Source organism: Herpetosiphon geysericola (assembly GCF_001306135.1).
Lineage (GTDB): Bacteria > Chloroflexota > Chloroflexia > Chloroflexales > Herpetosiphonaceae > Herpetosiphon > Herpetosiphon geysericola.
Genome location: NZ_LGKP01000019.1, coordinates 1 through 12,879, shown reverse-complemented (window position 1 = coordinate 12,879; position 12,879 = coordinate 1). Strand labels below are relative to the sequence as shown.

The window sequence follows — 12,879 nt, the reverse complement described above, 5'->3', positions numbered from 1 at the left end:
TGCACGGATTCCACGAATCATCATTTTTAGCTACAGATCGGCACAGATTATTTCCCAAGAGCCCATAGCCTTATAGCCTAGAGCCATCTGTCCCTCTGCGCCTCTGCGTTAAAAATTTGTCCACGAATTACCCGAAGCATGTTCCGATAGCCTTATAGCCTAGAGCCATCTGTCCCTCTGCGCCTCTGCGTTAATTTTGACTTTCTGTTCTATGTTCTTTGCTCTATGCTCTCTACTCTTCTGACTTCTGCCTTTTGACTTGACCTTCATCCCTCTCTCTGACCCCTATGCTTTATGCTCTATGCTCTATGTTCTGTTTACGGAACCCGCGTCATGCCGCCGATGTCGCCTGGTTCTTCGATTAAGACTGGTGGATTACCCGCCAAATCCATCTGCCAAAGGCCGGAGAACGTCCAAACATACAACAGCGAACCATCGAGCACAATCCGAGGATCTTCGAAGATTTCGCGATTGACCGCTTTGCCTTGGCCAGATGCGACATCGACCGACCAGACTTGCCAGCCCAAACCGTGGGCCGCAGCGGGCTTGACGAACCAATCGACCCAACTCGGCTGGCGTTGACCAAGCGTCAAGGGGCTTGCAGCCAGATAAATCGTTTTGCCATCTGGCGACCAAATCGGCGCTTCCAAGGCACTGACCAATTCTGGTTGGTCGAACAACACCCGTTCTTGCTTGGTTTGGAGATCGTAGAGATAGAGCGTTGGATAAATGCCATCGCGGGTGCGAACAAACGCCATTTGCCTGCCATCTGGCGAAATTGAAGGAAAGGTTCCGGTCATAACGATGGTTTGTTGCGTGCCGCTAGCAACATCAATTGCGACGATTGAGCTACCAGATTGCAAAAAGACTCCATCGTTATCAAAGCGCAAGGTCTGATACACGCCATACAAGGTTTTGCCATCTGGCGACCAAACCGGTGTATCGAGTGAATCATAAATTTGCTGGCCATCGCGTTTGCCAGCCTCGGGCACAAACAACGCTTTGCTAGCTCCACCAGTGACCGAAATTTGGTTGGCATGATTGACTGGAACCACAAATGGTTGTTCTGCGCTTGGGGTTGGCACAGGAGGCCGATACGAATAGACCACGCTTTTGCCATCGGGGGCAATGCTGGGGAAGGTTGAATAGGCGTTGGGCGCTTCGCTGGTTAATTGCGTCCACTGTTTGGCGGGCAAATCGAAGCGCCACAAATCGCCACCGCGCGAGATAATCAGCGAAATAGTGCCAAGTGTGGGAGCAGCGGCAGCTGGCGGCGTGGCCGTCGGCGAGCTAGCAGCCCCACAACTCGACAAGAGAATACAAACAAGAACACAAATCATGAATCGCATGCATTATCGCTCGCGGAGATAGAGCGCGATATCAGTGCCTTGATTATTGCGCGGATCGATATAGGCCTTAGGAATAAACCCAACTCGCTCGAAACCTGCTTGCTCGTAGGCTGCAGGCAACGCCGGATGATCAAGCGGCACATGCCCGATCAACTGGTTGGCAAAATGGTTCGCTGGTAATTGGCGCAGCATTTCATTCAACAAGATTGGCGCTTGCTCGATATGACCTGCTGCCAAATAGCAATCGACCAAAAGCTGATGTTGCTGGTAATAGGGGTTTGGCCATGGATAGACTGGTGGCATAATGCTGCCCCAGCCAACAATCGCCCCGCTGGCTGCAGTCAGGCCCGTTAATACCGCCACATCGCCCTCTTGCTGCTCGAAAGCTGGAAAGAAATCGTCGGCTCCAATATTGGCATCGCCAAGCATTTGCAAGCCGTAATGACGCACAATCCGATTATCTGGCGCATTGAACAACGACAATAACAATGGCACATCGGCCCGATCCGATGATCGCATAAAGACAGCGGTACTGGGCGCAAATAAATGCTTGAGGAAGTTTTCGGGCGAATCGCCATCGCTAATGCGCCATGCAATGCGATTGCCTGTGCGGCTACTTTCGCTCTCATTAATCGTCACAAAATGATACTGCTCATAAAACGACATTGCACTATCATTATGTTCAGTGCTAATAATCAGCGCTTGACCGCCACTTGCCTCAAAATCGTTAATCGCCAACTTCAACAACTTACTAGCCAAGCCCCGGCGACGATACGGCTCAGCTGTATAAACCCGATGAATCGAACCCAATTGTGGACAGAATTTTGAACGACACAGCAGCATAGCGCTCACAGGCCGTCCCTGCACTTGGGCCAAATACCACACATCTTGGCTAAAGCGCAACCCAACCAGGCGCAGGTGCATATCAAATGACCAACGCCATGCCACCGCCGGATCTTCACCCCATCGGTGATAAAGCTCCTCAAGCGGTTGGGCAAATTCAGAAGCAAGCGGTTGGATGCGCGAGAGGACTGCCTCAGTTCCTGCACCCAGAGCAATCCGCGCAACTTCTTCGTACATCAGCGACCCTCCAAGCTCGATAGCTCGTCTGTTGGTCGCATCATACTCTAGGCCTCGCCGCTTGTCCACTACAGCCGATAGCGCAAGGATTTCGAGGCTTTGCCAAACATTCCATTTCAGAAAATCAGCATTGCTATCACAGCTATGGGAACTTATTTCAATCATTGACGTTATTCCTGTATAGGCATATGCAATTTTATTGATATACCTGCGATTTGCCCAAGTTTTGGGAGCAACGAGGGGAATGGAGGTTGATCATGGCCAACACCAGGCCCAGATTCTTGATGCAGTATTCGGGACATACTGCCTTTGGAGGTACTAGTGGTTCATCGTTTGCTTCGTTGTAGCCTGCTCCTTACGTTTGTCGTTGGAGCTATCGCCAGTCATCGCGCCACTCCGCTGGCCGCCCAAAGCCCACAGCCTAGCCCAAGCCAATTGGCAATTACTGGTCAAACTGGCGGTGATAGCTCCACCATGGTCGTTGCCGCCAACGCAGCCTATATTGGCATCGGCCCCCGAATTGCCACCTATGATCTTAGCAATCCTGATCAGCCAAGCCTGCAACATCAAAGCAGCATCTTACCAGCTACGGTGCAAGATTTAGCGCTTGGCGATGGGTATTTGTATGCAGCCTTGGGCTATGGCCGCGAGCATGGCTTAGCAACCTTTTCATTAGCCACGCCGCTCACCCCAACTTTGGTTAGCTTTTATCAACTCGAACTATCGGCAATGGCGGTTTTCAGCGCTCAAAACTATGTCTATGTGCAAGTTGATGATGGCTTGAAGGTTTTTGACCTCACGAATCCGCGTCAGCCAAAGCTGGTCAATCAGCTCAACAAACATGGGATTGCCAACGTCACGATTCAAGGCAATCAGGCATTTTTGAATATTCAATCGTGGCTTTCAGGCTTTGATAGCCTCGATATTCTCGATTTGAGCGAGCCAATGACTCCAACCCTCAAAGGCTCTATCACGTTGGGCGATATTTTAGATATTGAAATTGCCAGCGATGTTGCCTATGTCAATACCCAATTGGGCTTGCGGGTGGTTGATATTCGCGATGCGAGCAACCCAAGCATCATCAACCAAACTGATGCTGTTGCTGGCCTGCAACTCGCAGTAAGCGATAATACCCTTGCCATGATTGGGCTGGATTATGCCTTGCATACATGGGATATTACCAACCCAATTACCCCAACTGAAATCGCCGCCAGCAGCGAAACGATTCTTGGCTGGCCGACCAACTTAATTGCCAAACAACAACGTGGCTATGTACTGACCCGTTCTGGTCAACTCAATGTCTTTGATTGGAGCAATCGCCAAGCGCCCACGCGCATCGATACCACCGAAACCCCAGGTTGTAAAGAAAATGTGGCCTTGCAAGTCGTCGGCGATTATGCCTACGTTGCAGATTGGGGCCGCGGCTTGTGTATCGTCGATTTGCGCAACCCCAACCAACCAACAGTCGTCGGACGTTTCGACCTAACCACCGATCGCAATGCAGTCAGCGATATTGCCGTCCAAGGCTCGTTGGTCTATATGGTCGATTGGAGCCATGGCATTTATGTAATCGATGTCAGCAACCCAACCGAACCAACTCAAGTTAGTTTCTTCGCAACTGCTGGCTTGCCAGCGGCAATTGCGGTCAACGGCCCAATGGTCTATGTTGGCGAGTCGATCAATGATCAAGGCTTTGGTGGCAGCGTGCGAATTTTTGATCTGACTGACTTGGATAATCCGGTTGAACACAGCCAGTTCTACACCAGCAAAGTTGCTCAACTTGTAGTGGTTGATCAAACCTTGTATGTGGCCGATAACGAGGGTGGCTTGCGGATTCTTGATGTGCGCAACCCAGATAATATTCAAATGCTCGGCCAATATGTCGATACCTGGTTTGCAATGGATGTGGCAATTCAGAATGACCTCGCTTTTGTAGCAACCACCGCAGGCCTCGAAATTGTCGATATTAGCGACGCGACCCAGCCAACCCCAGTTAGCCGCGTGGAAAGTGGCTTGGTTGATGGAGTGGTGGTTGCAGACGATCAGCTCTATATTGGCGTAGATGGTGGCATTCAACAAATCGATATTCGCCAGCCAAGCAACCCACAAATTGTTGCCAATCTGCTGCTAGCCCGCGATTCGGGGATTCTGCCAGCAGTGCATGCAGAGTCAATTGTGGTGTTGAGCTACAATGGTGGTGGCATGTTTGTGATTCGTGAACAGCATCAACTCTTTCTGCCTGTTGTAAGCAAAAACTAAATTCCTAGCTCGATAAGCAACTGTTGGCGCGCAATCTGCTAGAGATTGGGCCAACAGTTGCTGCTTTTAAGCATTTAACAAAAAACTTGCGTATTTTGCCCAAAGCTATGTTATAATGGCCCAAAGGTGCCGTTAGGAGGCACTACCACTGTGAAGAACCTCGTCGCTTGATGCACGTATTATCGTTCGGATGTCCGCTGTACTCCCGATCATTCAAGCATGCACTGACGACCCCAACAGTAAGAACCACGACCTGTGGAGTAATAATGGAACGTTTACATAAGTTTTTGGCGCGGGCCGGCGTAGATTCACGTCGGGCTTGCGAAGATTTGATGTTGGCTGGACGCGTATCGGTTAATGGGCGCGTTCAACGCGAATTAGGAACCCAGATCGACCCCGATAAAGATGACATTCGAGTTGATGGCGAACGAATTACCCCGCCAACCGAGCTTCATTACGTCTTATTGAACAAACCAAGCAGCGTCATGACCACGCTCAGTGACCCTGAAGGCCGCCAAACAGTCGCCGATTTGATTAAATCACACAATCGTTTATTCCCTGTAGGTCGCCTCGATTACGATAGCGAAGGGCTATTGTTAATGACCGATGATGGCGATTTGACCTTTCGTTTAACCCACCCATCGTTTGAAGTCGAAAAAGAATATCAGGCCTTGTTGAACCAGACTCCATCAGTCGAGCAGTTGCGCGAATGGCGCAATGGGGTTGAACTCGACGATGGCAAAACCGCACCCGCTTGGATCGAAATGTTGAATGAAACGCCCGATGGGACATGGGTTCGGGTGGTTATTCACGAAGGCCGCAACCGCCAAATTCGCCGCGTGGCCGAAGCCCTTGGCCTCGAAGTACGCCGCTTGATCCGCTTGCGCGAAGGCCCGCTCAGTTTAGGTGAATTAAAACCAGGTGAATGGCGTGCATTAACGCCAACCGAAATCGATCGCTTGCGCATGCACGGCAAGCAAAGCAAAGCTTGGACTCCAGTCCGCCCACAAGAGAACGCCGAGGGTGGCAAACAGCGCCGCCAAGTGCGCCGCATTGATCGGTCTGGACAGTTGGTAGAACGTCGGGCTGATGTTGAACCGCGCTTACAACGAGCGCCTCACTTTACTTCACAGGAAAATACAATGTCATTTGAAGATTTCTCAATCGAAGAAGAACGCGCTAACTCAGATCGCCCAAGCCGTCGCCCAGAACCTCGCCGCGAAGGTGGATTTAGCGACCGTGGCCCCCGCCGTGATGGTGGCAGCCCTGGCGACCGTGGCCCCCGCCGCGAAGGTGGCTTTGGCGAACGCGGCCCGCGCCGTGAAGGTGGATTTAGCGACCGTGGCCCGCGCCGTGAAGGCGGCGATTTTGGCGACCGTGGCCCCCGCCGCGAAGGTGGATTTAGCGACCGTGGTCCTCGTCGTGATGGCGGCGGCTTTAGCGACCGTGGCCCTCGCCGCGATGGTGGCGATTTTGGTGACCGTGGCCCTCGCCGTGATGGCGGCGGCTTTAGCGACCGTGGCCCACGCCGTGAAGGTGGCGATTTCGGCGACCGTGGCCCTCGCCGTGAAGGTGGATTTAGCGACCGTGGTCCTCGTCGTGATGGCGGCGGCTTCGGCGACCGTGGTCCTCGCCGCGAAGGTGGCGATTTCGGCGAACGCGGCCCACGCCGTGATGGTGGCGATTTCGGCGACCGTGGTCCTCGTCGTGAAGGTGGCGGCTTTGGCGAACGCGGCCCACGCCGTGAAGGCGGCGGTTTTGGCGACCGTGGCCCACGCCGTGAAGGTGGTGGTTTCGGCGAACGCGGCCCACGCCATGAAGGTGGTGGTTTTGGCGAACGCGGCCCTCGTCGTGAAGGTGGCGGTTTCGGCGAACGCGGCCCTCGTCGTGAAGGCGGCGGTTTCGGCGAACGCGGCCCTCGTCGCGAAGGCGGCGGCTTTGGCGAGCGCGGCCCTCGTCGTGAAGGTGGTGGTTTTGGCGAACGCGGCCCTCGCCGTGAAGGCGGCGGCTTTGGCGAGCGCGGCCCTCGTCGTGAAGGTGGCGGCTTTGGCGAACGCGGCCCTCGTCGTGAAGGCGGCGGCTTTGGCGAACGCGGCCCACGCCGTGATGCAAGTGGCTTCGATCGCACCAATCGGCGAGAAGAATTTTTCGATGATCGCCCACGTGGCGAGCGCGGCTTAGCGCTTGATCGTGCCCATCGGGGTGATGATCGACCTAAAAATACCTTTGGTGGCGGCCGCCGCTCAAATAATCAAGGCTCGTTCGACCGCCGTGGTTTTGATAACCGTGGCCGCGATGATCGCCGTGGTTTTGATAACCGTGGCCGTGACGACCGCCGTGGCTTTGATGATCGCTCAGCGCCGCGCCGCGATCAAGCTCCACGCCGTGATCAAGCCCCCCGCGAAAATATTGCTGATCGTGGGCCAATTACTGCGCGCAATAACCCAGCACCTACGCCAGCGCCAAGCGCTGAACAATCAGCTCAACCAGCACGCCGTATGCGCGTCGTTCGGCGGTTAAAAAAGGCAAGCGGTGATGAACAAGCTTAAACAGGCCTATCTCCAATTGGCAGTTGAACGTGATCGCACTCGGCGTCAAGCACAACGCTACGCCGCTGAATCGCAACGTTGGCTTGAACGAATTGCGCTCGCAAAACGCTGTGATGAGCCAGATTTGGCCCGTCAAGCCCGCGAACGTGCATTGCAAACCGCCCACGCCGAAATTCAACTGCGTGCTGAATTAGCACGTCAAGATGTGCTCTTCGCGCAATTGGCAGCCAGTCTCCAAGCTTAATTCATCATTGATTCCAAAGCACCAAACACTGCTTGAGCTTCAAGCAGTGTTTGGCATTTAACAAACTATGCTAAAATCCAGCTAGCATTCAGCATCCTTAGAGAAAGGAGCAACCTATCCGACGCATAGCTTGGTCTTCGCCCAATTGGTGGCCATTGCTCTTTTTCGCCCTCGCGATGGCTGGCGGCAGTTTATGGTTGGTTACTCCAGAGGATTTCTGGTGGCAGCTTAAAATTGGCGATCTGATTCGCCAAACTGGCACTATTCCCCAGAATGGGATCTTTTCTGCCACGCAAGCCAATACGCCATTTTTCTATCAAAGTTGGCTGGCGGAAGTCGTGTTTTCGTGGCTTTATCAGCTTGGCGATTTGGTAGCAAACTTACAACTGCGCAATCTCTTGTTAATCAGCAGCTATGGCTTGCTCCTCTGGCACTGTTTGCGCCGCGTCAAGGGCAATAGCCGCGCAGCATTGCTTGGAATTCTCTTCAGCGTGATTGTGGCATTTGATAGCTGGCAGGTACGCCCACAGATGTTTGCTTGGCTGCTTTTCGCCGCAACATTTGTGATTATCAGCGAAGTCGCTACCGAACGTTGGTCAATCAAAGCCTTATCGGCATTGCCCTTGATTGAAATCCTGTGGGTCAATCTCCACAGTTCGTTCACGCTTGGGCCACTGTTGGTTGGCATAGCTGCACTTGGCGCAATGCTTGATCGTCGCCGCGACCACCCTGATGCCCCAATTTACCCAACGATGCGCGCATTATGGATTGCTAGCGGCGTAATGTTGGCAACAAGTTTGATCAATCCGCGCGGCTGGGGAGTTTGGGTTGAAGGCTGGAGCATGCTAACTGCTCTGTTTAGCCCAGCAGTACTGAGCGAGCAAGCATCGCCATTAACAACCCTCAGCAATCCTGTTTCGCAATTAATGCTAGCAGTGCTACTGGTTGCGGTAGTAACCTTATTGGTAATTTGGCAAAAGATGCGCAGCGCCGATTTGTTGATTATCAGCGTGCTGGCCCTATTAACATTAACTGGTGCTCACTATCAAATTTGGTTTGGCATGGTCGCTGGGCCAATTATTGCCGAAGCTTTGGTGCGACGAGGCCGTTTAAAATTGATCAAGCGCAATCCTGCTGCGCCCAAAGCAGTGGCCGTATTAGCCATTGCATGTGCCGTCATTGGCTTGCTCGTGCAGCCGATCATTCGGATTTGGCTGCCGCTACCTGAGGCCTTGAATGGCGCAACGGGCAATCTGACCCATGCCGAATTAGCCAGTGGTTCAACCCCAATTCAGGCGGTCGAATTTCTGCAAGCCAACCAGCCAAACCAAGCCTACTTTAACGATATGGGCTATGGCAGCTATTTGATTTGGAAAGCAGGCGAGCAACTGCCAGTTTTTATCGACCCACGGGTTGAGCTCTACCCTCGTGAGCAATGGAATGAATATAGCTGCATTATGGCTGGCAAGGATTGGGAACGCCTCCTCGCCAAGTATTCGCTTGATACAATCTTAATAGATCGCGAGCTGGGCAACGATCTGGTGCGGGCTGTACAAACCAATCCTGCGTGGCAAGAGCTTTACGCCGATCAACAAAGCTTGATTTTCAAGCGTACTGCCCAAGCCGCGCAAGCAAGCAACCAACCAGTGAGCTGTCCTGCAACCAATTAGTACAAGGAACGCGCATGCAACCGTCAGACCAGCAATCACGTTCGCTCAATCGTGCCAACTTAAGCCCCGAAGAGCGCAAATTACGCCGTTCGATCGCTTTAGCCATGCTTTTTTCGCCAACAATGTGTGTCTTGCCATTATTGGCTTTTACCGCAGGTCAAAGTAATTATGGTCTGGTGATATGGGCCATCTGGTTGCTGATTACAATTGCTTTGGTAGTGGTTATTTGGCGGGCTGCAAGCGGGCTGCGCAAAATCGCCGAACAACGGCTGCACAACGAATCAACATCCAATAGCTAAAGCAAACCTGCATCTACCTTGCTCGGTTTCAACGAATAGAGGTCGATGCAGTTTTCTTTTTAGCAAGAATTGGGTGGCGTATGCTTGGACAATCGATTGAGCGCAGTTTGTTGGTCATTGATGAAACCGATCAGCAGGTAGATTTGCTACAACGCTATCAGCAGCGTTCAATGCTGTTAATGCTGATGCGCCATCTTGGCTGTGGCCTGTGCCGCCAACAGCTCGCTCGATTGCGCGATTACCAACAGCGCTTTGCAAACGCCGATTGCGAAATTGCAATTATTACGATGGGCGATACAGCAATGGCCAAGGGCTTTCGCCAGCTCAACCAACTGCCATTTGCCGTCTATTCCGACCCCAAGCAACAGGTTTACGAGGCCTTTGAAATTGGCCAAGGCTCGCTCTGGACGGTCGCCGGACCGCATGTTTTAGCCCGCCAACTGCTGCTAGCGTTCAAAGGCATTCCTTCATCAGTCAATCTTGCTGCCGAATCAATTCGCCGCCTTGGCGGAATCGTGCTGCTCAATCCCCAAGCAGAAATTGCCTTTCACCATGTTGCCAACCCAATTCATCGCTACCCGCCTTGGGAAGACGTTTTGCAGCTGTTGGAACAGCCCCAACAACCTGCTGCTTAATTCTGGATACATCCTTTTAGCGCTTGCTACACGTAGGGTTAGATAGTGAATATGTGGAGCGCTAGGATACGATTATGACAGCAACAGCAACAACATCAATGGTTGATTTATGGATCTTAGATGAAACAGGCGAACGAGTAGAGTTTGAACAACTCTGGCACGATAAACCAGTTTTGATCTTTTTTATGCGCAATATTGGCTGTGGCATTTGCCGCCAAACCCTCTTGAAGCTGCGCGATCATGCTGCTGATTTCGCAAAAGCTGGTTGGCAGGTTGCAGTGCTGATGATGGGCAACGCCGAATTAGTGTCGCGTTTCCGTTCGATGTATAAAATTCCTTTCCCAATTTATATCGACCAAAGCTTGCAAGTGTACGATTATTTCGATATTGGCGAAGGTTCGTGGTTTGAAGTGCTCTCGCCACAAGTGCTGATTCGCCAAGCACGGCTGTTGGTTGGCGGCATGGAGTTGTTGAATGGCTCTGGCTCAATGCGCCGGCTCGGCGGCACGGTCGCGATCAATCGCACAGGCGAAGTCGTCTATCACCATGTTGCCAACCCAATTTATCGCTACCCAGAGTGGTCAAGCGTGTTGCAAGCCTTGCCAAAAGCTGGCTAGAGCCAAACCAAGCCATAGCTAATTAAGCCAGGCTGTTGCTGCAAGCCAAGCTTTTGGGCAAGTCGATACGAAGCAAGATTTTTGCTCGAACATTCCCAATGAGCTTGCAGCCCACGCTGACGACAAGCAGCAAGCATAGCAGTTGCTAAGTGAAATCCGAGGCCTTGCTTTTGATAGGCTTCCACAGTTTCAATGCCTAAACCACAGCGGTCAGCGCTCAGATATTCGGCGGTGCACCAAGCGACAATGGTTTGCTTACCACAGATTGCTAAGCCTAAGCCATTGCTTAAAAATCGCTCAAGGCTCGGCCACATCCAGCTAATTTCTTGGATAATTGGCTGCGCACTTGGCAGTTGCAAGAGTTCAGCATCGAGCTGGCGCAGCGCAAATTGGCTCGCCAATTGATTATTAGCAAGTGTTTGCTGGTAATCGCGAAAGAAATAACTGCTGCTTGGTTGGGCTTGGTAGGGGCTAAGCAAATCGCTCAATTCAAGCTGGCTATTGCGCAACAACCGCAATTTGATCACATGGCGCGCTGGCATGGCTGGAACGACTGTTTGCAGCCAGTGTTGATTAAATTCAGCGTGATCAAGCGCGCGATCGCCCGCCAAATACAGCACATTATTGGCTTGATCCCAACAACTGCTCCACGTTGCGGCATGCCAATAGCTGCCTTGCGAATTGCCAGCAGCCAGCGCGGCGTAGACCAAGCCAAATTGGGGATCAGGCGGAAAACGACGATCGTTGGCAAGTTCGGCTAAGGGTCGTTGTTCAATCATCGCAACCTCATCTCGATTGATTAACCCTTAGCTTACCACCATTATGTCTTTTCGACTGCGATCCACACTCCGTTTCAGCAGAATCAGCTTAAATGCCAAGCATGGGCTTGCTGCGAGCAACCCATGCTTGGCTGCTTTTTATTGCGCAACTGCTTGCTGCGCCAAAGCCTTAGTTTCAACCCAATTGAGTACATAATCGGCCACTTCTTGCCAGTTTGGCTGGCCCACAAGGTAGTGGTTGCGCCCAGCAAATTGCTTGAAATCGGTCAACGATCGGCTATGGCGATATTTACGATAGTTGCTGTAATTCAGCGAGGCAGGAATAATCTGGTCGATTTCGCCAGCAATCAAAAGCAGCGGCGCATGATCGGCCTTGAAATCAACCTTGCTCACGCTGGTCAACGATTGGCGCAAGTTTTTGAGCGACTCGGGCACAACTTGGCTTTGATAAATTGCCTGTTGCTCAGCCAAAGGCATGCCATTAACAAACGTATATTGAAAATGCTCAAATGGCATCGTGTAGGGCTTGCTTGCTGAACGCAAAGGGTTGATCATCGGCAAGGCCGATTTGATAAACGACCATTTGGTGCTAATCACGCCCTGCGGCGGTGCAGAATCGATCGCCACCCCAGCGCTGATCAACTGGCGATTCGCCAGAATTTGGGTAATCAGGCCGCCCATTGAGTGGCCAATGACAATTGGTTTTTCGGGCAGGCTTTGCACAAATTGCGCATGAACATCGATACTTTCGCGCAAATCGTGCTGTGCCAAGGCGGGGTCATTGGCCCGTTGTTGCAATGCAGCTACGCTATGATCGCGGCCTGGCCAAGCAGGAGCTAAGACTGTATAGCCTTTAGCTTGGTAGTGTTCGACCCAGGGTTGCCATGAGTGTTTGGTAACAAATAAACCGTGAATTAATACAATCGTTGGCTTTGCCATGTGAATCCATCCATTTCTACAAAGCGACATTGGTCGCAACGCGATAGCTGAATGGATTCTAGTCCAACGTCAAGGGACAAAATGTCCTTTGGCCATGTGTTAAAGAACATAGAACAGAGAGCATAGAACATAGGGCATGGGGATCGGTTGTTGGAGATTAGGGATCAGGGTTGTTGGCTCTAGGCTTTGAGCTATTGGGAAGATAATCAAAACAATCTGTGCAATCTGTGGCTAAAATGTACTTCGCGTTCTTCACGCCCTTCGTGGTTTCAGCGGCTATTTTGACTTTTGCCTTCTGCCTTTACGCCGACCCCTTGCTCCTAACCCCTGATCCCCATAGGTGGTAACTTAAGCCTCCAATGCACGATTCCATGCGGCGAACCACGCGACGGCGGCGGATGCTTGGTGCGGTCGTCGCGTCGTGGATGCCCCAAACAGCCGCCGCATCTGCGGAATCCG

11 protein-coding genes are annotated in these 12,879 nt (G+C 52.1%); 7 read left to right on the top strand and 4 right to left on the bottom strand.

The features are described from left to right. Positions 1-317 precede the first annotated feature (317 nt). Complete coding sequence (locus tag SE18_RS10995) at positions 318-1,340, bottom strand: TolB family protein (protein WP_054534509.1); 1,023 nt, start codon at positions 1,338-1,340, stop codon at positions 318-320. Positions 1,341-1,352: 12 nt separating this feature from the next. After that, the gene (locus tag SE18_RS10990) at positions 1,353-2,429 is read right to left on the bottom strand and encodes a GNAT family N-acetyltransferase (RefSeq protein WP_054534508.1); all 1,077 of its coding nucleotides are present in this window, start codon (positions 2,427-2,429) and stop codon (positions 1,353-1,355) included. 321 nt (positions 2,430-2,750) lie between these two features. On the opposite strand from SE18_RS10990, the gene SE18_RS10985 reads away from it, so the two are divergent. The 7 genes from SE18_RS10985 (at position 2,751) to SE18_RS10955 (ending at position 10,702) form a co-directional block, all read left to right on the top strand. Beyond that, positions 2,751-4,688, top strand: coding sequence for an LVIVD repeat-containing protein (locus SE18_RS10985; RefSeq protein WP_054534507.1), 1,938 nt, complete (start codon positions 2,751-2,753; stop codon positions 4,686-4,688). Positions 4,689-4,954: 266 nt separating this feature from the next. Next, positions 4,955-7,237 carry a pseudouridine synthase gene (locus SE18_RS28140; protein WP_170206274.1) on the top strand — a complete coding sequence of 761 codons (2,283 nt, stop codon included), beginning with the start codon at positions 4,955-4,957 and terminating at the stop codon, positions 7,235-7,237. Further along, positions 7,224-7,481 (top strand): hypothetical protein, encoded by a 258-nt coding sequence (locus SE18_RS10975; RefSeq protein ID WP_054534506.1) that lies wholly within the window; start codon positions 7,224-7,226, stop codon positions 7,479-7,481. The genes SE18_RS28140 and SE18_RS10975 overlap by 14 nt, the downstream gene beginning before the upstream one ends. A 155-nt stretch (positions 7,482-7,636) precedes the next feature. Further along, entirely contained in the window at positions 7,637-9,151 is a 1,515-nt protein-coding gene (locus SE18_RS10970; protein ID WP_152976619.1) for a hypothetical protein, read from the top strand. A gap of 14 nt (positions 9,152-9,165) precedes the next feature. After that, positions 9,166-9,450 carry a hypothetical protein gene (locus SE18_RS10965; RefSeq protein ID WP_054534504.1) on the top strand — a complete coding sequence of 95 codons (285 nt, stop codon included), beginning with the start codon at positions 9,166-9,168 and terminating at the stop codon, positions 9,448-9,450. Positions 9,451-9,530: 80 nt separating this feature from the next. Continuing rightward, complete coding sequence (locus tag SE18_RS10960; RefSeq protein ID WP_054534503.1) at positions 9,531-10,085, top strand: AhpC/TSA family protein; 555 nt, start codon at positions 9,531-9,533, stop codon at positions 10,083-10,085. Positions 10,086-10,159: 74 nt separating this feature from the next. Continuing rightward, positions 10,160-10,702: a redoxin domain-containing protein gene (locus SE18_RS10955; protein ID WP_054534502.1), complete on the top strand. Its 543-nt coding sequence runs from the start codon at positions 10,160-10,162 to the stop codon at positions 10,700-10,702. Here SE18_RS10955 and SE18_RS10950 read toward each other — a convergent pair. Next, complete coding sequence (locus SE18_RS10950; protein WP_054534501.1) at positions 10,699-11,481, bottom strand: GNAT family N-acetyltransferase; 783 nt, start codon at positions 11,479-11,481, stop codon at positions 10,699-10,701. The two genes, SE18_RS10955 and SE18_RS10950, sit on opposite strands and share 4 nt — an antisense overlap. A gap of 138 nt (positions 11,482-11,619) precedes the next feature. Further along, positions 11,620-12,420: an alpha/beta hydrolase gene (locus tag SE18_RS10945; RefSeq protein ID WP_054534500.1), complete on the bottom strand. Its 801-nt coding sequence runs from the start codon at positions 12,418-12,420 to the stop codon at positions 11,620-11,622. Between the last annotated feature and the right edge of the window lie 459 nt (positions 12,421-12,879).

What these genes read in the sequence shown, in the direction of transcription:
- SE18_RS10995 (WP_054534509.1), bottom strand. Translation starts at nt 1,340, where the DNA reads ATGATTTGTGTTCTTGTTTGTATTCTCTTGTCGAGTTGTGGGGCTGCT.
- SE18_RS10990 (WP_054534508.1), bottom strand. Translation starts at nt 2,429, where the DNA reads ATGTACGAAGAAGTTGCGCGGATTGCTCTGGGTGCAGGAACTGAGGCA.
- SE18_RS28140 (WP_170206274.1), top strand. Translation starts at nt 4,955, where the DNA reads ATGGAACGTTTACATAAGTTTTTGGCGCGGGCCGGCGTAGATTCACGT.
- SE18_RS10975 (WP_054534506.1), top strand. Translation starts at nt 7,224, where the DNA reads ATGAACAAGCTTAAACAGGCCTATCTCCAATTGGCAGTTGAACGTGAT.
- SE18_RS10965 (WP_054534504.1), top strand. Translation starts at nt 9,166, where the DNA reads ATGCAACCGTCAGACCAGCAATCACGTTCGCTCAATCGTGCCAACTTA.
- SE18_RS10960 (WP_054534503.1), top strand. Translation starts at nt 9,531, where the DNA reads ATGCTTGGACAATCGATTGAGCGCAGTTTGTTGGTCATTGATGAAACC.
- SE18_RS10955 (WP_054534502.1), top strand. Translation starts at nt 10,160, where the DNA reads ATGACAGCAACAGCAACAACATCAATGGTTGATTTATGGATCTTAGAT.
- SE18_RS10950 (WP_054534501.1), bottom strand. Translation starts at nt 11,481, where the DNA reads ATGATTGAACAACGACCCTTAGCCGAACTTGCCAACGATCGTCGTTTT.
- SE18_RS10945 (WP_054534500.1), bottom strand. Translation starts at nt 12,420, where the DNA reads ATGGCAAAGCCAACGATTGTATTAATTCACGGTTTATTTGTTACCAAA.